Annotated in this window: 15 protein-coding genes; 8 read left to right on the forward strand and 7 right to left on the reverse strand. The window is 67.2% G+C overall.

The features are described from left to right. Nucleotides 1–413: 413 nt before the first annotated feature. Nucleotides 414–632 (reverse strand): dodecin domain-containing protein, encoded by a 219-nt coding sequence (locus HNQ70_RS02205; RefSeq protein WP_221302594.1) that lies wholly within the window; start codon nucleotides 630–632, stop codon nucleotides 414–416. A 153-nt stretch (nucleotides 633–785) separates the two neighbouring features. Here HNQ70_RS02205 and HNQ70_RS02210 point away from each other — a divergent pair, with 153 nt between their 5' ends. After that, on the forward strand, nucleotides 786–3251 hold the full coding sequence (locus HNQ70_RS02210; RefSeq protein ID WP_183963819.1) for an HAD-IC family P-type ATPase: 2466 nt from the start codon (nucleotides 786–788) through the stop codon (nucleotides 3249–3251). Here HNQ70_RS02210 and HNQ70_RS02215 read toward each other — a convergent pair. Then, nucleotides 3232–3954, reverse strand: a complete 723-nt coding sequence (locus HNQ70_RS02215; protein WP_183963821.1) for a DUF502 domain-containing protein — start codon at nucleotides 3952–3954, stop codon at nucleotides 3232–3234. The genes HNQ70_RS02210 and HNQ70_RS02215 overlap by 20 nt on opposite strands. 233 nt (nucleotides 3955–4187) lie before the next feature. Between HNQ70_RS02215 and HNQ70_RS02220 the strand changes: the two genes are divergently transcribed. Continuing rightward, on the forward strand, nucleotides 4188–4679 hold the full coding sequence (locus HNQ70_RS02220) for a septal ring lytic transglycosylase RlpA family protein (RefSeq protein ID WP_183963823.1): 492 nt from the start codon (nucleotides 4188–4190) through the stop codon (nucleotides 4677–4679). 30 nt (nucleotides 4680–4709) lie between these two features. Continuing rightward, nucleotides 4710–4904, forward strand: coding sequence for a hypothetical protein (locus HNQ70_RS02225; protein WP_183964334.1), 195 nt, complete (start codon nucleotides 4710–4712; stop codon nucleotides 4902–4904). A gap of 108 nt (nucleotides 4905–5012) precedes the next feature. Here HNQ70_RS02225 and HNQ70_RS02230 read toward each other — a convergent pair whose 3' ends face one another. Continuing rightward, the gene (locus HNQ70_RS02230; RefSeq protein ID WP_183963825.1) at nucleotides 5013–5483 is read right to left on the reverse strand and encodes a hypothetical protein; all 471 of its coding nucleotides are present in this window, start codon (nucleotides 5481–5483) and stop codon (nucleotides 5013–5015) included. Nucleotides 5484–5495: 12 nt separating this feature from the next. Then, nucleotides 5496–6347 (reverse strand): winged helix-turn-helix domain-containing protein, encoded by an 852-nt coding sequence (locus tag HNQ70_RS02235; protein WP_183963827.1) that lies wholly within the window; start codon nucleotides 6345–6347, stop codon nucleotides 5496–5498. Between the two features lie 132 nt (nucleotides 6348–6479). Here HNQ70_RS02235 and HNQ70_RS20485 point away from each other — a divergent pair, with 132 nt between their 5' ends. Next, on the forward strand, nucleotides 6480–7655 hold the full coding sequence (locus HNQ70_RS20485) for a hypothetical protein (protein ID WP_183963829.1): 1176 nt from the start codon (nucleotides 6480–6482) through the stop codon (nucleotides 7653–7655). A 31-nt stretch (nucleotides 7656–7686) separates the two neighbouring features. Here HNQ70_RS20485 and HNQ70_RS02245 read toward each other — a convergent pair whose 3' ends face one another. After that, nucleotides 7687–8241 carry a MarR family winged helix-turn-helix transcriptional regulator gene (locus HNQ70_RS02245; protein ID WP_221302596.1) on the reverse strand — a complete coding sequence of 185 codons (555 nt, stop codon included), beginning with the start codon at nucleotides 8239–8241 and terminating at the stop codon, nucleotides 7687–7689. A 176-nt stretch (nucleotides 8242–8417) separates the two neighbouring features. Here HNQ70_RS02245 and HNQ70_RS02250 point away from each other — a divergent pair, with 176 nt between their 5' ends. The 4 genes from HNQ70_RS02250 (at nucleotide 8418) to HNQ70_RS02265 (ending at nucleotide 10803) form a co-directional block, all read left to right on the forward strand. After that, nucleotides 8418–8915, forward strand: coding sequence for a cytochrome P460 family protein (locus HNQ70_RS02250; protein WP_183963833.1), 498 nt, complete (start codon nucleotides 8418–8420; stop codon nucleotides 8913–8915). Between the two features lie 9 nt (nucleotides 8916–8924). Continuing rightward, nucleotides 8925–9398 carry a redoxin family protein gene (locus HNQ70_RS02255; protein ID WP_183963834.1) on the forward strand — a complete coding sequence of 158 codons (474 nt, stop codon included), beginning with the start codon at nucleotides 8925–8927 and terminating at the stop codon, nucleotides 9396–9398. A 42-nt stretch (nucleotides 9399–9440) separates the two neighbouring features. Then, entirely contained in the window at nucleotides 9441–10586 is a 1146-nt protein-coding gene (locus tag HNQ70_RS02260; protein ID WP_183963835.1) for a cytochrome P450, read from the forward strand. Between the two features lie 67 nt (nucleotides 10587–10653). After that, nucleotides 10654–10803, forward strand: coding sequence for a PEP-CTERM sorting domain-containing protein (locus HNQ70_RS02265; protein ID WP_183963836.1), 150 nt, complete (start codon nucleotides 10654–10656; stop codon nucleotides 10801–10803). A 105-nt stretch (nucleotides 10804–10908) separates the two neighbouring features. Here the strand turns inward: HNQ70_RS02265 and HNQ70_RS02270 are convergent, their stop codons facing one another. Together HNQ70_RS02270 and HNQ70_RS02275 are read right to left on the reverse strand one after the other, a co-directional pair. After that, a complete protein-coding gene (locus tag HNQ70_RS02270; RefSeq protein WP_183963837.1) occupies nucleotides 10909–11139 on the reverse strand; it encodes a hypothetical protein in 231 nt (76 codons plus the stop codon). 147 nt (nucleotides 11140–11286) lie between these two features. Beyond that, the gene (locus HNQ70_RS02275) at nucleotides 11287–21402 is read right to left on the reverse strand and encodes a Tc toxin subunit A-related protein (RefSeq protein ID WP_183963838.1); all 10116 of its coding nucleotides are present in this window, start codon (nucleotides 21400–21402) and stop codon (nucleotides 11287–11289) included. Between the last annotated feature and the right edge of the window lies 1 nt (nucleotide 21403).

The raw sequence follows: 21403 nt of genomic DNA on the forward strand, positions 1-21403 counted from the left end.
CTGGATCACGCAGCGGCAAGGCCGCGATGTGTCCATCGTGGGCGCGGCAACGTCAGGCGAACATGGGAGCGCCGGCAGTGCTGAGGTAGGCGTGTGGCGTCGGTGCGTGTAGGAATGCGCCGACAGCGGCGCCGATCAGGTTTCGGCGCGGGTCGCGTCGGCGTCGTCCGGGCCGGCCGGCAGCCAGGACTGGTTCGCCTACGAAAGGGATCGCCTCAAAAGGAATGACGGCGCGTTCACCGGCGGCTCGCGCGTGCGGGTCGACGGTCGGCTCGACCGCCCGGCGATGAGCAAGGGGATCGGCGTGGATATCTTGGGGGCAGCGGGAGGGATCGCCAGCCAGTAAGTCACCTGAATCTGCCGATCGACGCAGCACGACGCGATGTCGCTCTGGTCGTCCGGCAGGTCTCCGCTCAGTCGCTGAGGATGAAGGTCACCTTCAGGACCACCTTGTAGCCAGTCACCTTGCCATTGTCGATGGTGACCTCCTGATCCTTGACCCAGGCGCCCTTGACGTTCTTCAGCGTCTTGTTCGCGCGTTCGACACCCTGGACGATGGCGTCCTGGAAACTCACTGAACTGACGCTGCTGATCTCGGTGATTCGTGCGACGGTCATGACTTTGCCTTTCACGATGAGAGCTCCGCTTGGGAGCGACATTTCTGCCCGGCAATCGGCACAGTGTCTCGAAACGCATGCCTAGTGCCTCGAAACGAGTCTACAGTCTCTTGCCGGCGAGAAATGTACGCTGGCGCACAGACCTGCCATGACACTGCAACCGAATCCGTGACCCAGCGCCGCATCCCCCTCGACAAAATGCCCTCCCTGGGCTCGGGCACGTCCGGCCTGAGCGCGGCGCAGTTGGAGGCCCAGCGCCGCTACGGCTTCAACGACATCGTGCCGCAGACCGCCAGCGGCTGGCTCGTTGTCGTGCGCGACACCGCACGCGATCCGATGCTCTGGTTCCTGGTGCTGACCGCCGCCCTGTTCGGCCTGCTGGGCCAGGTCACCGAGTCGATGACGCTGCTCGTCGCGATCGCGCCGCTGCTGGGCATGGATGCCTACCTGCATCGGCGCACGAGCGCCTCCTCCGCGGGGCTGGCGAGCCGCCTGGCCAGTTCCGCACGGGTGCTGCGCGACGGGCAGTGGCAGGACATCCCGTCGCGGGAGCTGGCTCCGGGCGACCTGGTCGAGGTGACGCCGGGCGAGTACTTCCCCGCCGATGGCCTGCTGGTGTCCGGCAACGGCCTCCAGGTGGACGAATCGACCCTGACCGGCGAGTCCCTGCCGGTGGCCAAGCGATCGCTCGAGCCGGCCGCGCCGATCCCGGCCAGCGCAGCCGAGGAACATTGGGGCACCGCGGGCACGCGCCTGCTGACCGGCACGGCCCGACTGCGCATCGTCTGCATCGGCAGCGAGACGCGCTACGGGGAGATCGTGCGTTCCGCCAGCGCGGGCGGTCACGCGGCGACCCCGCTTCAGAAAGCCATCGGCGAGCTCGTGGCCGTGCTCCTCGGGCTGGCGATCCTCATGTGCATCGTTCTCGCGGCGGTCAGGCTGTGGCATGGGCACGGCTGGATCGATGCGCTCCTGAGTGCCGTCACGCTGGCCGTGGCCGCGCTGCCCGAGGAGTTTCCGGTCGTCTACACGTTCTTCCTCGGCGTCGGGGTCTTTCGCCTGGCGCGCAAGAAGGCGTTGGTGCGACGCGCGGTGGCGGTGGAGAACATCGGGCGCATCTCGTGCATCGTGTCGGACAAGACCGGAACGATCACCGCCGGCTCGCTGGTGCTGGCCCACAGGGACCCGGCCAACGGCCAGGACGAATCCTCCGTGTTGCAGGTGGCCACGATGGCCGCGAGGCCCGACAGCGGCGATCCGCTCGACCAGGCTCTGCACGCGGCGGCGGGACCGCTGCCGGAAGCGGACAGGCTCGCCGATTTCCCGTTCACGGAAGCCCGGCGCCGCGAAACGGTCATCTGGCGCCTGGCCACCGGCGTGGCGACAGCGTTCACAAAGGGCGCTCCCGAAACGGTGCTGGCCGCCTGCGACCTCTCCGAGTCCGAGCGGACCGACTGGCTCGCGCGCGTCGAGGCGCATGCCCGCTCCGGTCGCAAGCTCATCGGCTGCGCCCGGCACGACATCCCCGCGGGCGCATCGCTCGCGGTCGAACCCGAGGGAGGGTTCCGGTTCGCCGGCCTGCTGGCTTTCGAGGATCCGGTCCGGGACGGGGTGCGCGAGGCGGTCGCCGACTGCATGGCGGCCGGGATGCGCGTCATCATGGTCACCGGTGACCACCCGGCCACGGCCGAGGCGATCGCTCGCGAGATCGGACTGGGCGCAGGCGCGCCGAAAGTTCTCGCCCTGCGCCCCGACGACGACGCCGGCGCCATGCTCGACGCCCATGGCGCGGTGCACGTGGTGGCGCGCGCCACGCCCCCGCAGAAGCTCGCCCTGGTGCAGGCGCTGCAGGCCCAGGGCGAACTCGTGGCGGTCACCGGCGACGGTGTCAACGATGTCCCGGCGCTGCGCATGGCCGACGTCGGCGTCGCCATGGGTGAGCGCGGCACGCGCAGTGCGCGCGAGGTCGCTCCGGTGGTCCTGCTCGACGACAACTTCAGGACCATCGTCGATGCGGTAGCCGAAGGTCGCCAGCTCTTCCTGAACCTTCGGCTCGCCTTCGCCTATCTGCTGCTCGTGCACCTGCCGCTGGTGATCGGGGCGGCGGTGATCCCGCTGATGGACCTGCCCTTGCTGTTCCTGCCGATCCACATCGTGTGGCTCGAGCTGGTGATCCATCCGACCGCCATGCTGGCCTTCCAGGACCTGCCAGCGCTCGGGCCGCTCGCGCCGGTGCGGCGCCATCGACGTGCGCGATTCTTCTCCACCGAGGCATGGCTGACCATCGGCGCGGTCGGCGGGCTTGCCAGCGTTGCCGTGGTCTGGAGCTACCTGTACGCGCTTGGCGCCGACCAGAACGTCGAGCACGCGCGCGCCATGGCCATGACCGTGCTGCTGGTCGCCAGCGCCGCCATCACGACCGGGCTGACGAAGTTGCGCCAGGCTAGCGCGCGCTGGCTCGTGCTCGGCACGCTTGCGCCGCTCGTCGTGCTCGTCCAGGTCCCGCCGGTCAGCCGATGGCTGAATCTCCGGCCGCTGCATGCCAGCGACTGGGGGCTGGCCGCGTTGGTCTTTGTCATCATCGGAATGGCGACCTTGGGACTGGCCTTTCGCCTCAGGAAGCACCCCGACTGAAATCTGTGTCTTCGGCGCGCCCGGCGTCGTCCGGGGCAGCGGGCTGCTGCGCCCGCGCCAGATGCTGCTGCGCGGTCACCCCCATCGACACGTAGATGCTGGTGAGCGCCTCCATGCCCACGTCGGCCGCGCGCACCCAGGCGGCGGGCACGAACAGCAGGCCCCCTCCCACCGGAACCGGAGCGGTGGGGACGATCACTGCGAGATGCGGTCGGCCCTCCAGCATCACCGGCTCGACGCTCGACAGCAGTCCCAGCACAGCCACGCCCTCCGTGCCGACGCCTCCGAAATGGACCCAGACCGTCGACATCGACTTCGGGCCCTCGCGGTCGCTCTGACGCAACAGGTCGACCAGCCGGGTCGCGAGGTCGTAGACCGTGCGCACCAGCGGAATGCGGCGCAGCGCGCCGTCGAGCAGGCGGCTGGCGCCCTGCTGGACGCCAGTGCGCACCAGCGCGCCCAGCAGCACGAGCGAAACGAGCACGAGACCGATCCCGACCACGTAGCCGAACAGTTCCGAGCCGCTCACGCCTAGGCCGAGCGCCATCATTCCCCGGCCAATCAGGCTGTCGGGGCCCACCCAGCTCATCAGCATCCTGGCGGCCCACCAGAAGATTGCGAAGGTGGCGGCCAGAGGCAGTGCGGCAAGGGCGCCGGTGACTAACAGCCCCATCAGGTGACGGGAAGTATGGCGCAGGGGCATGGCGGTCCAGGGAGTCGGTGGGCGGGGATGATGCCAGTGGCCGGCCCGCCCGGCCAGCGATGGCCTTGCTGCGGCTCGGGTGGGGTTTCAGACGCATGGCGCAGACGGCTTCGCAGTGCTCTGGCGGCACTGTAAATGCAGTACCTTCTTCAATGCAGCCAGTCGGCCATCCGCGCCCGACTCGATATGCACCGTCTCCGGAAAGTCCGGCGCGGTCCACCTGGAGGAATGCCATGATTCGCAAGTCCGCAATCGCAATCGCGCTCGCGCTGGGCACACTCGTCACCGGGCCAGCCATCGCGCAGACGTCTCCCTCCGCGGCCAAGCCAGAGTCGCAGCCCCCTGCTGCGGCGCCGATGCCTGCCGCGCCAGCCCCTGCCGCACCCGCGCCGGCCGCGACAGCACACCGGATGGAAGGGCTCGCCGCTTACTACTCCAGCCGCCTCGACGGACACAAGACGGCGAGCGGCCAGCGCTTCGACCAGAAGGCGCTGACGGGCGCGCACCCGACGCTTGCGTTCGGAACGAAGGTCAAGGTCACCAATACGAAGAACAATCGCAGCGTGGTGGTGCGCATCAACGATCGCGGCCCCACGCAGCCCGACCGCGTGATCGACCTCTCGCGCGCCGCGGCGGGCAAGCTGGGCATGACGCGAGCCGGCCTGGTACCGGTGAAGCTCGAGGTCGTCGCTCAGGCGCCGGCGAAACGAGCAAGGAAGTCATGAGCTGAGGCAATCGAGTCGGAGTGGACAACGGTGTCGCTCCTCGTCGGCGCCGTTGCCAGCAGCCCACCCCTGAAAGGGCAACCCACCATGAAGCTCTGTCCAATCGCCATTGCCGTCACCTGTCGCAAATGCCCGGTCGTCTCGGTCTGCCCGGTCAAGACGGTGATCGGCGACTACGTCAAGCCCGAGCCCGACAAGCCTGCCGCGAAGCCGAAGAAACGGTAGTCCGACCCCGGGCGCCGTGCCAGTCGGGCGTTCTCCGCAGGGGCCGCCATCGGCAACCAGGAAGTGCTCCAGCTGCCGCTGCCGGCAACACCTGATGTTCACGAACCCCTAGCCTGTCTCGCCCCAGAGCGGTGCGAGCCCCTCGCCGGCACGACGCCCGTGCGTGATGGCCACCTCGCTCAGGCTGAGCTGCGGGCGCAGCCGGTGCGCGGACGACAGAGCCGCAGCGGCTTCGGGCCTTCGTTCGAGCCGCTCCAGCGCGGCTGCCTGCAGCACGCGTGCGAGATGAAGGCGCGGGTCCCGCCTGCCGGACGCCTGCGCCTCGGTCAGGGAGTCCTCGGCGTTCTGGCCGAGATCGCACAGCGCGCAGCCGGCATGGCCCAGCACCTCCGAGCTGCCGTGGTCGAGCCCGATGGCGTGGTCGGCCGCGCTCACGGCACCGTCGACCAGGACCTTGTCGTCGGGCAGCACGCCGATGTTGCGAGCCAGCGCCGTCAGCAGCGCGTACTGAGCGTGTCCCAGGCCGAACGACGGGTCCACGTCGACGCTCCTGAGCAGGTGCGCGCGCGCCTCGCTCATCGCGTCGGCCCCCTACCCCTGGAGGGCGACCGCGCCGACCGCCTGGTGGTAATGCGCCCATGCGTCCAGATTCTCCGGGCGCTGGCGCCGGATGTGCGCGATCTCCGCGCGGGTCAGCTCGGGCTCGAGCCGCGTGATGATGCCGCGAGCGATGTCCTCCTGCAGATCGACCGCGCTGTCCCGCGGGCTGTCGAAGCTGCCCGTCCAGAGCATCCGGCCGGAACCCGCGCCGACGAGCTGTGCGGACACCCGCAGCAGGGTGGCTGCGGCACGGACACTGCCTTCCACCAGGTAGCGCACGCCCAGCTGGCGCGCGACGTCGGTCAGGCCCGCCTGCTGGCCGCGGAACGCGAACGACGACGCGTGGGAGATCAGCAGAAAGCCCGGCACGCGCGCCAGCAGCGCGATGACGTCCTCCGCCAGGCCGTCCGCCAGGAACCCGACATGCGGATCCCCGGAGCGCACATGGAACGGCAGCACAGCGATGGTGGGCTGGTCGTTAGCCGCGGAACCTTGCCGGAAGCTCTCGACATCGGGCGGCGCAACGCAGTCGCTCGCTGCCAGCGTGAACCGGTAGCCTGTTCCGGGGATGGTGGCGATCGCATCCGGGCCCAGCAGCTTGCGCAAGGCCGACACCTGCACCGACAGGTTGTTCTCCTCCACCACCAGTCCCGGCCAGGCGAACAGGAGGGCTTCGTCCTTGGTGACCACCCGGTCGCGATGCACCGCCAGGCACAGCAGCAGATCGAAGGCACGCGCGCCCAGCACGGCCGGCGTGCCGTCGATCAGCAGTCGACGCTCCGCCGGCCTGATTTCGCAGCGACCGAAGCGGATCGAGTCCTGCAGGGGGGTGTTTCCGGGCATCTCGTTTAGGAACGTTCAGGACGTTCCCGCCAATCTCAAAGGACGCATTGGAGGTAACCGGCAGATAGTGCTCTCCATCGACGCCCGAAGCTCGAAGCTCGAGCATCGAAGCAATCACAGTGGAGGCTGCAGATGGAAGCCCTCATCGACCTCGATGCACTCAAGCGCTGCCAGCAGGCGGCCTCGGCCAGCGGCGACCACGCCGCCATCGGCACAACCCTTCAGGTCGTCGGAGAGTTGCTGGCAGAGTCCTGCGCCCTTCGATACGACGAGGATGTGCTCGACGTGGCGGAAGGCAACGGCACCGCAAGCCTGGCCGCGGAAGGTGCTTCGGCGCTCGAGCGTGACCTGACCGCGCTGCTCGACATCATGAACCGGGCCGGCGGTGGGCGCGGCACCGTGCATCGTGACCGCCGGCCAGCCCGTGCTGGTGCACATGAGTGGGCATGTTCCCGAGGTCGATTCGGACCCCTGCCTGCTGACCCACCCAGACATGCGGCACCTCCGCCGGCCTTGTCGATGGTCGCGGAGCAAAGAAGCCAATGCGGCTTCCGTTGCACACCCGAAGAAAAAATCCGCATCACCCGTGCACTGGTCGCATCACTCGGCGTAGATTGGCGTTGCGGCAACATTTACCGCAGGCAAGCACTCACGCACGAAAGGAATCGCATGGCCACGCGCAAGACGACAAAGAAGTCCGAGCTCGCCCAGGCAGGCGACCATCTGAGCGCCGCAGCGAAGGAGCTCGGCAGCGCGGTATCGCACAAGATGGGCGCCCTCGGTGATGCCGTTTCCTCGGGAGTTTCGCGCGCCAGGAAGCAGGTTCGGACCAGCCAGGACCAGGTCGCGCGCGGCATCAGCAGCCTGGTGAAGTCGGCAGAGAAGAAATTCGCGGACGCGCAGAAGCAGCTCGAGAAGGCGGGCAAGGCGGCGGGCAAGTCGGTGGCATCCGCCGAGAAGAAGCTGGAGGCAACCAGGCGCGCGGCAGATCGCAAGCTGGCTGCCCTGCAGTCGAATGCCGAACGCAAGGCCAGGGCACTCCAGAAAGCAGTCGAGAAGGAAGCTGCCGCGATCAAGAAGGCGGTCGCTCCGAAGCCCGCGGCGGGCGCGGCGAAGAAAGCCGCAACGAAGGCGGCGGGCGCGGCGAAGAAGGCGGCGGCGAAGAAGGCCGCGGCAACGAGGCCCGCTGCGAAGACGGCTGCGCCGAGGGCGTCGGCGAAAAAACCCCCGGCTGTAAAGGCGCCCGCCAGAACCGCTGGCGCGAGACGGGTCGCCGCCAAGGCGGCCCCTGGGAGATCGGCCAGGTAAGCGAGGCTGCGCCGGGGATCCCCACTGCCGCCTAAGCGGCCTCCCCGGCCGCCGCCGTCCACTCGCGGCAGATCTTCAGGGTCTGCTCTGTCGCCAGCGCTTCGCCGGTGAGCCCGCAGCGGGCGCCGCGCGGCTCGCGCAGGAAGTGCGCGCACTGACTGCACACGCCGAAGGGGCGCCGGCCGTTCAGTCGCTGCAGTGTCACCAGCACACCGTGCAGCGACTCCTCCAGCGCGGCAGCGCCCGGCGCGAGCGACGTCAGCTCCTGCTCGATGCGCTGTGTCCAGGAATCGTTCAGAACCGCGCGCCCGGCGCGGGTCATCCGCAGGTGGATGCGTCTGCCGTGCCGCTCATCGGGCTCTTTCACCAGCAAGCCTTTGCCCTCCAGCACGGCAAGGCTCTGCGACACAGTGCCCCTGGTGATGCCGAAATACTCGGCGATGGCGATGGGCAGGTCGCTGTAGCGGTTGGCGCGGGCCAGGTAACCGAGCACCAGCACGTGAATCGGCAGCAGGCCGTGGCGGGCAGCATCGTCCCGCACGCTCTGGTGGACGAGAGCGCCCAGCCGTTCCAGCAGCGGCGTCAACTGGCTCATGCCGTGGATTGTATCGCCTCGACTCATGTCTTGACGGTCATGTTGCATCGACTCTATGCTTATCGTGCATCGACTCGATGCATACGGATGATCTCTCGAATCCGGGCTGGTCCCGCGAAGGCCGCGGCTGCAACACCCGGGCCGTCCGGAGCACACAGGAGTCGAACATGAAGAACTCGCTCGCCGCAGTCGCCGCAGTCGCCGCAGTCGCCGTTCTGGCCTGCGCCGCTCCCGCCCGGTCCGCGGACGCGCCGCAGGTGCCCTATCCCGACGCTTACCGCGATTGGCGCCACGTCAAGACCATGGTGATCCAGGCCGGTCACCCGCTCCATGAGTCCTTTGGCGGGATTCATCATGTCTACGCCAACAGGAAGGCCCTGGACGGCTACAGAACCGGCAAGTTTCCCGACGGCAGCGTGATCGTTCTCGATCTGCTGGAGGCGCCCGCGGCCGACAGCGGAATCACCGAAGGCGCGCGCAAGCTGGCCGGCGTGATGCACAAGGACGCGCGGAAGTACGCGACGACCGGCGGCTGGGGCTACGAGGCCTTTGGCGCCGGCGACCGGAACAAGCGAATGGTGGGAGCCAACGCTGCCACGGCGTGCCATGCCTGTCACGTCGCGCAGAAGGATCACGGCTACGTGTTCAGCACCACCCGCGACTGAGGAGCCGTCATGAGCAGCCATCCGGCCGCGCCGGCCTTGCAGGTGAGCCAGTGGTTCAACACCGAGACGCCGCTGGACCTGCCCGCCCTGCGTGGCCGGGTGGTTGCGCTGCATGCCTTCCAGATGCTCTGCCCTGGCTGTGTGCTGCACGGCGTGCCGCAGGCCGAGCGGATCCACCGGCATTTCGCCGGCGAAGGAGTCGTCGTGGTGGGCCTGCACACCGTGTTCGAGCACCACGAGGCAATGCAGCCCGTGTCGCTGCAGGCCTTCCTGCATGAGTTCCGCGTCACGCATCCCGTCGGCGTGGATGCGCCGCTAGCCGGCCAGCGCATCCCGGCGACGATGCAGGCCTACGAGATGCAGGGCACGCCGACGCTGATCTTGATCGACCGCGCCGGGCGTGTCCGCCGCCAGCACTTCGGGCAGCTCGATGACCTGACGGTCGGCGCGGAGGTGATGCGACTGCTCTGCGAGGCGCGCTGAAACCGCGCCGCGAGACGGCGCCGCGCGTGCGATGATCCTCTCATGAGCAAGTCCATACCGGTCTGGGAGCCACTGTCTCCCGATGTGCTCGCCGACCAGCTCGGCGCGTACGACAGCCGGCGAGCCGCCTGCCCGCTGGCCGAGTCGCCCCGTGGCGTCACGCTGTTCCGGCATGCCGACGTCGTTGCCGCGGCGCGAGACTCGCAGACCTTCTCGTCGGCCGCGTTGGCGCGGCGCGCGGTGCCGAATGCGATGGACCCGCCGGAGCATGCGGCGTGGCGCGGGCTCATCGACACCTTTTTCACACCCGCGCAGATCGCCGCGCTCGAGCCACGCGTTCGCGCGATTGCCGATGCCGTCGTGGCTGCGCTGCCGCGCGGCGCCACCGTCGACGCGGTGGCGCAGATCGGTGCCCCGCTCGCCGTGCGCGCGCAGACCGAGTGGCTGGGCTGGCGGGGCATCGAGGACGAACTGCTCGGATGGATGGCGGACAATCACGCCGCCACGCGCAGTGGTGACCGTGCGCGAACCGCCGCGGTCGCCGCCGCGTTCGACGAGATCATCCGCGCGCAGCTGCAGCGGCGGCGCGCAGCGGGCGCGGCTGCACCTGCCGACCCGACGACCGCACTGCTTGCTGCCACTCTCGACGGACAAGCGCTCGACGAGGCCGACATCGTCTCCATCCTGCGCAACTGGACCGCGGGCGACCTCGGGTCGATGGCGGCGGCGCTGGGCGTCGTCGTCTGGTTCCTCGCGACACATCCGGATGTTCAGCAGGAACTGCGGGAGCGCCCGGCAGGGCTCGCGGCAGCGATCGACGAGATGCTGCGCATCGACGACCCCTTCCTCGTCAATCGGCGCGTGACGACGACGGCCGTTCGCATCGACGACCACGAGCTCGCCGTGGGAACCCGCGTCTACCTCAACTGGGCCTCGGCCAACCGCGACGAGGCCGTCTTTGGCGGCCCGGATGCCTACCGGCCCGATCGCAACGCGCCGCACAACCTCGTCTACGGCGTCGGCATCCACGCCTGCCCGGGGCGGTCGCTGGCGACGATGGAGCTCGTCGTCGCGGTGCACGCGCTCCTGCAGGCCACGCCGAGCATCGAGCCCGCGCCCGACGCCGCGCCGGTGCGTGAAACCTATCCTCTGGGCGGCTGGCGCCGGGTGCCGGTGCGGCTTGGCTGAACGGCGCAGCATTGCGTGCGTGCGATCTGAATGTCGAGAAATCTTATGCATTCAGGCGCCGGCACTCATGAGCAGATCGCTGGGCATCGCCGACAAGCCGGAGGAGTGCACCGAGAACTGCGGCCCGCAGGAAGTCCCGGAGCCTGGCGTGCTTGCGCTGGTGGGCCTTGGTCTCGCTGGCTTGGCAGCGGTTTCTCGCCGGCGCCGGAAGATCTGAAGTTTGCTCCCAGAGCGACCCCTGGTCGCTCGCAAGCAGAACGCCGGTCCTGGACCGGCGTTCCAGTTGGTGCGCGCGTTCGGGGCGCACTGCCGATTTCCGGCGCTATTTCTTCACTGATTTCGTAGTCTTCCCCGTCAAGTGCGGCAGGCGCATCGGCAGGCGCGGTTCTTCTCCGGTAATCGCGATGAACTCGCTGCGAGTGAGATCTTGGCTGTCGCCGTTCGACAGTTGCAGGACTGCATAGACTTCGCCCTCTTCCTGGGTCAAAACCCGCACGCTGACGACGTGTTCAAGGTTGAGGAAGAAACCGGGCCTGACCTCGACGAGCTTCATTGCTTCCGCGGTTCGCGTCGCGGGCGCCAGAGGCGTCGTCGGTGGCGCAGAGGGCGTGCGCGCTCCGCGCGGTTCTGTGGCTGCGTGGCTTGTTGGCTTGGCCATAAATCAAGTCTCCTATTGTGATCAAGCAGGCCCCCGTCCCTCTCAGCACCGGACCGAACAGTCGATCTCGCATACCGGCTGCCTGGGCAAGCAGCGCTCTGGCGGCCCAGCCTCGTAGGAGCACACCAGGTACGCAAGGTGCACGACTCCGACACTCTCGGGGAACAGGAAGTCACCGATCGTGACCGGGCGCTCGTCGCACAGGAAGGGGAACGGATACTCGAGGACCCCGTGGAACAGGCAAGGCCAGTCTTCGCTCGAGACGCAGGTCAGGAAATAGCGTTCGCAGCACTCCTCGTCGTTCTCGTCGCATTCGCAATCTCTGGCCGGCACGAATTCGATCTCGTGATTCCGCACGCCCTCGCGCGTCTGCGCCTCGAACCACAGCTCGACACGCCGCATCCGGACGGGTCGCTGGCCTGGCAGGAACGGGAACATGACGCGACTCATCCGCAAGCTCAGCGCACGGATGCACTCCGCGTCCTCGACGGGCGGCACGAGTGCCTTGAAGCGCTGCCACGAGTCCGAGAAATCCTGTCTCCAGTCGAAAAAGCGCAGCCCGGCGCCCGGTAGCAGGCAAGACGCTGCCGCCCAGCTCGCCTTGCGGAGCGCCGATCCTCCTTCGCGAGCGGTGTAGCTCAACTGGAAGATCAGGTCGCTCATCGTGTCGATGTCGAATGCGTTCGTCTCGATCGGCAGCTCGATCCGCCAGCGGCTGACCGCGCCCGCGTACTCGAAGGGCAGATAGCGCTCGTCACGGAAGTTGAGCTCGAACAGTCCGGTATCGTTGTGCCCGGTGGAGGTCGCAATCGCTTCGGTCGCGCCATATCGCTTCACGATGCGCGGATCGTCTTTCGCGGCCTCATAACGCAGGCTCTCGCAGCAGCCGCACGTGCATTCGCCAGGGCAGCACTGTTCGATGTCGAGCAGCGTGGGCTCGATGCGAGTCGCGCTGCTCAACAGCGTGAGCCTGCAATGAACGCCGGTGTACGGGCCCGCAACGCAGGGGATCGTCAGACTCACCGACTTGACTCGGCGCAGGTAGTGCCCAGGATATTCGCGATCTAGACGCCATTCTGGAATCTCGATCTCGCACGCCCCCGTCGCCTTCAGCTGCAGGAACGCGAGCGGGAAATCGAGTCGCAGGGTCAGGCGCGTGACGAGCTCCTGCTCGCGCCGATTCTGATCGTGGTACGCCTTCTCCATCGCGCGCAAGGAGTTGGACAGGCGCTCGCCGGCGAGCAGACCTTCGTGCAATCCATCCCAGACATTGAGCGGCAGGTAGGTTTGCGTCGTCAGCTCGCGTTCCAGCTGGAACGCCCGCTGCGCCTGCCGTGCCCAGCACCAGGCGACCTCGAACATCTGGCGGTGTATCGCCGCCGTCTCCTGCTGCAGGAACAGATAGAGCGCGTGAGTCGTGAACTTGTCGCGCAGGAAGTCCTGGAGCTCCGCCGCCTGCTGCTTCTGTTGCGCCAGGTTGTTCAGGTGACGGAGCGCGGTATCCCGCTTGCGCTCGGCGGCCAGAATCTGGCGCTCGATCTGCTGGATGTCGATATCGAGTACCGTGACCTGGAATATCCAGTCGGCTTCGCGCCGATCCCAACCGCCCTCGGTCAGGGAAAGTCCGCCATGGCTCGAGGTGATATCGGCGACCGTGTACAGAATCCGGGCAGCCGCGGCGAAGGCATGCGCCAGCTTCGTGCCGATCGGCATCTGGAACACCGACACAGGCGTGGACGCGATACCCGCCGCGCCCGTCGTGTTGTCGGGAATGAGGTTCATGACCTGGCCGACGGCCTCGACTGCGTTGCCGGCCGCGCGCGTCGTCGTCGAGACACCCGTCAGGTTCTGATAGCCCTGCTCCTTCGGGATGAGCCCGCTGGCGATCAGGTCCGCGTAGTACTGCCGCTTCGCCTGCGCGGACTGCTTCGACTTCTGGAGTGCCTGGACCTGCCAGTCCGCTTCGCGGAACTCCATGCGACGGATCTCCTCCGTCAGGTTCTGCAGATTCCGCTCGTGCCGCGCGCGCATGGCCGCGAGGAACTCGGCGTCGCCTTTCTCGAACGCTGCGAGCAACTCTGCACCCAGCGCACGCACCTCGCCCGCAGTCTCCAGCGCGCGCTGAAGCAGGAACTGGAAGCGGTAGGGGCTGGGCGGACAGCAGCAGCCGTCGTCATCCACGCAACTGGCCGCCGCGGTTCTCCATCCGCGCCGCACCGGGTCGTCGCCCCAGTAGGACGCATCCGCATGAAGGACGCCGCCCTTCAGCCTCGCCTTCGTGAGACATTCATTGAGCGCATCGAGCTGATCGGCGACGTTATCGTAGATCTCCAGGAGACGCGGATTGAGCGGCGGGAATCGCGGCACGAAGTCCGCCACCGTCTTCCGATTGTTGCCGTCATCCTGACCGAAAATCGTACGGGGCCGCTCGCCGAGGACTCTGGACAGCATATCGAGGCGCAGCCTGGCGACTGCGTAAGCTTCGGGCGAGTTTCGGCACATCGCCGATTGCGCGTACTGGAGCATGGTCTCCATATAGGACAGCACGGTGCTCCGCTGCCGGGCCGCGAGATCGGTTCTCACGAGGGTATCGCAGCACGGATCCTGATCCGTCCGCACGACACCGCGCACGGCGCTCAGAACGGTTGGCGCGTCAGGCGGCGGCCTGCGGCACGTGGCCCAACGCAGATCCGCATCGCCCGGTGCGAAGTAGATCTCGTACCACTTCAGCGCCGCCTCATAGCGGCAGTGAGTGCGGAGCGTTCCCGCGACGGTCATCGCGGTCGAGTACACCGACGGCTCGAGCGGCGCACCAGGCAGGAAGTACACGAAGAACGGATACGCCGACAGCGATGGCGGGAACGGCCCCGCGGGCGCCGGAGTCAGGATCACCTCGGGGAGCACAACGGCCGTGTCCGGAGCGATGTCGTACCGGAAGCCCCACGGCGATGGATCTGTGTAGCCTAGCGGGAGCGCAGCGGCATTGGTGATGCGGAATTGCAGCGAGTCTCCCACGCGACCGTCGAACTCGAGCTGCGGCTCGCCCGCTGCCTTTGGATCCACGTTCGCGCCATCGTCCGAGAGGCGCGGCGTCTGGAACTCGCCGTTGTGGACGCGCACCCACGCAAGTTTCACCATCGGCTTTGGGGGCCACGCGAGAAGTTTCGGCAGCTGATCGGGGCGATGCCAACCGGACGTGATGTCGCCGGCTGTGGCGCCCCAGTCTGCATCCTGATACAGCGTCCTGTCCGCGTCGTTCAGAGCGGTGGGATCGTAGTACTCCGAGCTCACGAGCCAGAAGTAGTACTCGTCCATCACTGGTGGATGCACGCTCCCGCAATCACAGCAGCAAGGCGATGCCGAGCCCTGCGGTGGCATGAACGAAGCACTGGCCGGCGGCTCTCCGGCCGCGGCAATGCGCACGAAGCGAGTGCCGAGTCGCACCGCCGCCTGCAGCCAGAGTGGCAACTGCTTTGGCGAAGCGCCATTGCCATTGCCTTCCCCATCGCCATCCGGATTGCCGTTCACCGCACCCACAGCGAGGAGAATCGGCCCGCCGTCCCCGTTGCCGTCGGGGTTCGGCTGCGGTGCGCTGCCGCCGGTCCCGTGCAGCTGTGACGGCGCGAGCCAGCTCGGCCGCGCATGCCGCTCCGGCCTGCCCATCAGGCCGAGATTCTCAGGTTGGTTCACTTGCCTGAGATGAGACGGCTCTCGATGCTGCAAGGAAACGAGCGACGGGTGAGCGGGCCAGTACGGCGCCGGCCAATACTCCATTCCGCCCGGCTCAGGCGCCGTCAGTGTGGCGCGTCTCAGCTCGGACTCGAGGAATCGGAATGCTTCCGTCTGGATTGCATGCTCGTGCTCGCTCCACTCGATGCAGTTCTCCCTGTAGAGCACGCGCCGGCGGCAGGCCTGCCAGACGCGGAACGTGGCGAAGATCCTGTCCCACGCCGCCGCGAACTCCGGCGTGATCGTGAAACTCGGCTCCTGCGAGAGTCGCGCGCGTTCGACGAACGATTGAACCGCAGTGGTCGCCTCCTCCACGCGGCTCGCCTTCTCGCAGATCCCGGCCTCGACGTCGAGCAGCAACAAGGCGCCGAGATCCTTGGCGGACGACGCAAACGTGCCGGCGGCGAACGGCAGCGGCACGCGATTCATTCCGGTGAGCCAGGCAAGCAAGGCTGCACGGCCCCGCTCTCGCAACAGATTGTTGAGACGCTCGAGATCTGCGTAGCGCCGGGGGACGCGCTCGATCATTCCGTCGCGATAGAACCTGGTCAGGTTCGCGTTGCCGGCGGCAAGCGCTGCCGCCGTGCTCGCCGCCCAGACGTCGGGCTGCGCCAATGACAGATCGCGCGGAACGAACGCCCGCAGCAATTTCCGCACCCACAACGACGCGTGCCAGCAGCGGCTTGCCCAGCGATCGTCACAGAGATTCGCCCATCCGACACTGACGCCGTCATGGAAGTCGAGCACGAGTGGCGCGTGGTCCAGGTCGATGCCGAGATCGATGAGCAGCGGCACCGGATCGACCGGCTCCTGATTCGTCGCTTCTACGAAGCAGAGCCAGGCGAGGCGGTCGGTCCGCTTGCGGACGATCTTCCTCATGCATGCGTAGTCGTAGAGACGCTCGAACCAGTCGAACAGCGCCTGTCTGCGTTGCACGGTCGGTGTGGCACGCGCATCGAGCGGCGCCGGGGGATTCCGCTCTGGATCGCCGCCGTAGACGTCGCCGATCGGGAGGAAGTTGAAATCCAGCCATGCACGGTGCGACGTGAACGGCGCGCCTGCCACGTACGCGCAGCCGGCAAACAGCGCCGGCGAGGACAGCATGTACTCGATCTCGGAGACATTGGCCCGTGCCACCCGCGCGGCCGACAGGCGCAACCGATGGCAGAAAAGCAGCGCCTTGAACGCGCGCTGATACGTGCGGCGGATGTCGCGCAAGCTGCTCGTGTACTGCTGGGCCAGATACTCCGCCGCAGCCGGAGCGGCCGCCTGTTCGCTCGTCATCGGGCCGGTGGAGACGTCGCGATACAGGCGTTCCAGCGGCAGCGCGGCGATGTGGTCTTCCGTATCCGGGCCTTGATACTTGACTGTGAAACCGGTGCGCGCTCGCACCAGTTCGTTCCTCTCATCGAACTCCGGCGGCGTTTCCTCGAAGTCGATGTCGATGAAATAGGCGCCTCGCTTCAGGTGCAGCGGCCCGGAAATGCGGTCTGGCGCCTGTTCGTCAGGCCAGCGGTAATTCAGCAGTCGGAACGTCTTCTGCCCGCGCCGAAGATTGACCCGCCACTTGTTGTGAGCGCACTTCTCGAAGTCCGGCAGATCGCAATCCGGCGTCGGCGCGCCGGCGAAAAAGGTGTACGTGCCCGAGTTCTCGACGAGGAGCACGCCCGACCAGTGCGCCGTAAAGCCCTCTGCGCCTGCCAGCGGCAGTCCGTCCGCTTCGCGCAGCGCCAGCCCGTTGCGGATCAGTGCGAACTCACGCTCTGACGCCGGCAACGTGAAATCGAGTCCTGGAACGATCGTGAGAACCGGCGCATTCCATTCGTTGGCAGCATGTGCGAACACGCTCATCGACCCGGTCATCTCGGGCCACGCGTGGCCGCTCGAGCCTTTCACTTCACCGAGCAACCCGGTGCCCGTGAGGCCAGTCAGTGCAGCCAATGCGCCACCCGTCGGCTGCGCCCAGGTGAAACCTGCGGGCATCTGGCCGCTGTCCTGCTCCCAGGCGCTCGTCGCCAGATTTTCGTCGCCCTGCAGGCGTCGAAGAATCAGCATTGCGAGATCGACCCCAACCTCGCTCTTGTCCGAAGCGTAGGCGACGTGGCCGGCGAGATGCTCCGCGACCACGCGCGCGCGCTTGCGGAACGTCGCGAATGCACGGCGGAAATACTCCCAACGCCTGGATTCGTCGGCTTCCTCGATGAGTGCGGTCTCTGCCGCGGCGAGGCTCGGAAACAGGAATGAGAACCGTGCGAGCTCGGCGCGCGGTGCGAAGCGCAGCTGTTGAACCGCGTTTCGCTCGGTCGCCGTCAGCTGCTCGATCGCGTTCAGCTTCGAGAGCACGTCGGCATCGCGCAGAGGCAGCGTCGTGACAAGCTCCTGCGCAGCAGCGTCGTATTGGTAGGGTCCAGGATCCGGGAAATTCCACATCCCGACGACGGTGCCCGCGAGCGCCGTTCGGTACTGGCGCGCCTGCGTCCCGACGGCCACGCCCGAACGCGTGAGTGTCTCGGGGAAGAAGTGTTCGCCCAAGGTCCGCAGCGGATCCGTGCCGGCCGGCGGGTCGTAGCCGAACTCCGTGCGCATGGCTGTCGCGAGTCCGTTCCACGTCAGGGCAGCGAGTTCGTCGTCCGCTGCGTGGATGCGCAGCAGCTTCTCGCGCAGGCACCAGAGGTCGTAGGGATGCCCCTCCTCTGGAAAATCGAAGGGCTGGTCGAGCGCTTCGTTCGCGTCCTGCTGAAGGAACGGATCGTCGCCATCGAGGTGCTGATCCACCGAGAAGAGATACAGCAGCTCACCGGTCGTGTACGACGAGCCGTAGATCTTCGCCAGTATCTCTGCAAAGCGCAGCGTACGGGTCGGCGCCGCATTCCAGCGCGCCGCAGCCGGATCGAAACCACTCAGCAGCGCGAGTGTGTCGAGATTGCCCCGCAGAACCTTGATGAACTCGGGCGGCCGATGGCGACGTTGGCTGCCGGGTCGCCGTTCGGGCGCGTGCTCGCGCTCGGCTCGATCCTCGATGCGCCCGAGCAGATGCTCCACCGCCCAATCGAACGACGACGCCGGCCCGCCGCTCCACAGGCCTAGCAGTCGCGTACGCGCCGCGCCGGTGGCATTCGGCGCGGCCTGATCGTTGCCAAGATGAAGCTGCCAGTCGTCACGCAAGATCTGGAACGACGCAAGCTGACGGATGAACTGGGGATTGACATTGCCGCCCTGGAACAGCCCGAGCACCATGCAGATGTCGCGGAGGTCCGCGAAGGGGTAGCCCGCGCCGCGCAGGCATTTCAGAGAGCGCCAGAGGCGGACGAACACCATCAGCCGCCGCAGCGCATCCTCGGCCAGCTCGGGATTGATGAACCGAATGATGAGGTCTTCGGGGCAGCAAGGCTCGCAGCTCGGGAAGCCGGTGTCCTGGGGCGGCGCGTCGACCGGGCTGCCGTCCGCGTTCAGCTGCTCGGGAACCTCGCGTTCGAATTCCACGAACTTCGACTTCCACAACTCGAGGAACTCGCAATACTCGATGCCGGTGCGTTTCAGGAACTCCGGCACGTGCACGACGATCGACTTCCAGTCGACGCCGTCGATCGCGTCCGCCGGAAAGCCGTACATACCGCGCAGTGCGGCAGCGCCGATGGGGTTCACGTAAAGAGTCTGGTACTCCGCAGGCGAGAGACCGAGGTACTCGACGGCAAGCTCGATGCGCACCGGATAGCGCCAGAGCTGTTTCTGAAAGTCGACTGCTTCCTCGTCCACGTCGATGGCGAACTCGGTGATCTGCTCGCGGAAGGTTCGCATCGTCGCGAACCGCGAAGTCCCGAGCGCGCACAAATAGGAGCGCGAGATGTCGAGAGGCTGCGAGTACGGCAGCAACGGGGACGAGAAATCGCTCTCGAGCGTGGCGTAGGCGCCGGGCTTCTTCACCGGTGTCGCGGGCGTCGAATGCTCAGGTAGTGCGGCGAAAAGCACGTTCGGCGCGTGGCCCTCCCCTTCCTTGTCATCGGCCGCCTTGAGTGCGTGCCCGCCGAGCATGGTCTCATCGGCGTCATGGACGACACCGGGCGCGCCGCCATCGACGAGGGCCTCGAGATTCTCGTTGACGATGTCGATGAGCGGCAGCGTCGTGCAGACATTGGCGGCGGTGGCATGAAGATCGGCGAGCGGTCCGCGCCGGGGCGCGATCAGTTCGCCGAGCGTGTCGCCGGTCGCGGCCGGGTGCTCGCAGGTGGCGCCGACACCCGTGGCGAGCAGGTCCTGCAGGTATTTCACCGGACCGAGTGGAGACAAATGCCAGGGCGGGATGCAGTTGACGAGCGATCCGTCCGGATTGATCGGTGTGAACGGACCGGACGCCAGCGGCGTCGCGCCCGCGACCGAGCCGCCTGCGGCGACCTGGATCGCCGCGGCAAACGGATAGGCAACGGCTCCGGTCAGGGCATACTCGAACTCGCTCGGCGATAGCGCCTGAATCTGCGCGCGGGACGTGAATCCGCGCGCATAGAGCGCCTCGAGCAGCGAGAACTGCAGTGACGCAGGGCCCACGCCGGTCGTTGCGCGCAACAATTCATCGATCGTCTGCAGCGCGTCGAGCAACCAGTGCTGGGCCTTTGTGTCGCCGGGGAACACGGACTGCAACGCGTTCACGACGAGGGGCGCACCCCAATTCGCCACGGGGAACGCGAAGCCGGGCGCTGCCGCGAGAAACGCGCCGAACGGATCGCTATCGGCAATCGGTATCGACAGTGCATTGCCGCCCGCACCGAACACCGGCGCTGGCGCGATGGAGAGCACTTCGAAGTACTTCCGGACCTGCCGGACGAACGCCTGCACGCGTTCCTCGGGCGTGCCGGGCTTGGTGAACTCCGGCAGCAACGCGGCGTTCGCGGGCAGGAAGAAGAGAATCCAATCCTGCGCGGTGAGCGTTTTCAGCTGTCCCGCGCTGGCGATCGGGATGGCCTTGATCGCCGTCATCAGCGCCGCCGAGTTCACCGTGATGACGGTTTGCTGAGTAACGACCGCCAGCACGAGATCGAGATGGCCCGCCACGAGCGCGGCGGGAAACGGATTCTGCTGCCAGAACGGATCGATCGACGCGTTCATGTCGGCGAGCCACGCGGTCACCAACGCATTCACCGCGGGATTGAGATTGCAGAGCGCCGGCCGCTGCACGCGCCCGCGCCCGATCGCCACCAGACGTCGGGCCGCGTTCTCTGGCGACGTGCCGGCGGCAGCGATGATGTTCGCGTCGATCGCCGCCCTGATGCCGGCAACGATGCGCGACTCGTCATCATCGGTCGCCATGCGGTAGCGTTGCTCGGCCGTAACACCCGCGGCGAGCACCGCGGAGAGCGCGTAGAAGTACTCGGCAGGCACCTGGAAGTTGAGCGTGAGGCCGCCGCTATCCTGGATGACGACGTCGGCTTGCCTGAACGTCGACCCCGGCGTTGGCGGCGTGCCGGTTTCGACCGGGAGGCGAAGACTCGCGCGCCCCGGAGCGGCACTCTGCTGTTCGGCCCACACCGCAGCCGATATCGCGAAGACGTATTGGGCAAGTCGATCCGAGTTGGCGCTCTGGAGCGCGTAGTAGCCGAGCAGGCTGGCCTCGTACTGCTTGCGATCCATGTCCGCCTTGTCGCGATCGTCGCTGCTCCACGACCCGTCGGTTTGCGGACGCGTGTACATGTCCTCCAGCCGCCGATTGTTCGGGCGGTCGGGTGCAGGCGTGAGCTGGCGATTCCAGATGATCTCGCGAGCGACCTGGCGTGCCTGTGCGGCAGTCAGCGGGCTGCTGTTGGCGAGCGTGGCGCCGCCGCCGGGATCCTGCGCCAGTACCTTGTCCACCGCCGTACGCAGGGCCGCGAACTTCGGCGGCGTGCCATCCGTCGGCAGATCCACGAACGCCGCGTTGGGATCGAGCGCCACACCGGGATCCGGCAAGGTCACGACCACCGCGGGCGGATCGAGCCCGATATAGGTCAGCGGGTTGTTCGAGATCGGCGCATTCGGTTCGACTTTCAGATTGAAGTCGAGCCGCTCGTAGGCGACGAGTTGCGTCCCCTGCCTGATCTCGAGACGGAGGTCGGTCGTGTTGAACTCGGTCGCCGGCGGAGTCAGCTCGATGACCGCGGTCGCCACCGCTTCGATCCGCACGTCCGGATCGGGTGGATTCGGCGGCGGATTCACCTGCACCGGATACACCGAGAAGTGTTGCAGGATACGTTGCGTCGCCGGCGTGAACGCCGGGCCCGAAGCGTTGACTCCGGTGTTCGGAACCCACGCCCCCTGTGCTTGCCCGACGAGCGTGCCGTCGGCCGTGTTGCCGAACGACAGGTCGAACGCGCGGATTGAGAGGTTCGTCAGGTACGCACTGAAACTGGCGCCGCTGGTCGGCTTCATCGGCACGAGGCGGAGGAGGATGACTTGTGGCATG

It is taken from the genome of Quisquiliibacterium transsilvanicum (genome assembly GCF_014202215.1).
GTDB lineage: Bacteria > Pseudomonadota > Gammaproteobacteria > Burkholderiales > Burkholderiaceae_E > Quisquiliibacterium > Quisquiliibacterium transsilvanicum.

Coding starts and splice junctions, on each gene's coding strand:
- HNQ70_RS02215 (WP_183963821.1), bottom strand. CDS start 3,954: ATGCCCCTGCGCCATACTTCCCGTCACCTGATGGGGCTGTTAGTCACC.
- HNQ70_RS02220 (WP_183963823.1), top strand. CDS start 4,188: ATGATTCGCAAGTCCGCAATCGCAATCGCGCTCGCGCTGGGCACACTC.
- HNQ70_RS02230 (WP_183963825.1), bottom strand. CDS start 5,483: ATGAGCGAGGCGCGCGCGCACCTGCTCAGGAGCGTCGACGTGGACCCG.
- HNQ70_RS02235 (WP_183963827.1), bottom strand. CDS start 6,347: ATGCCCGGAAACACCCCCCTGCAGGACTCGATCCGCTTCGGTCGCTGC.
- HNQ70_RS20485 (WP_183963829.1), top strand. CDS start 6,480: ATGGAAGCCCTCATCGACCTCGATGCACTCAAGCGCTGCCAGCAGGCG.
- HNQ70_RS02250 (WP_183963833.1), top strand. CDS start 8,418: ATGAAGAACTCGCTCGCCGCAGTCGCCGCAGTCGCCGCAGTCGCCGTT.
- HNQ70_RS02255 (WP_183963834.1), top strand. CDS start 8,925: ATGAGCAGCCATCCGGCCGCGCCGGCCTTGCAGGTGAGCCAGTGGTTC.
- HNQ70_RS02260 (WP_183963835.1), top strand. CDS start 9,441: ATGAGCAAGTCCATACCGGTCTGGGAGCCACTGTCTCCCGATGTGCTC.
- HNQ70_RS02265 (WP_183963836.1), top strand. CDS start 10,654: ATGAGCAGATCGCTGGGCATCGCCGACAAGCCGGAGGAGTGCACCGAG.
- HNQ70_RS02270 (WP_183963837.1), bottom strand. CDS start 11,139: ATGAAGCTCGTCGAGGTCAGGCCCGGTTTCTTCCTCAACCTTGAACAC.
- HNQ70_RS02275 (WP_183963838.1), bottom strand. CDS start 21,402: ATGCCACAAGTCATCCTCCTCCGCCTCGTGCCGATGAAGCCGACCAGC.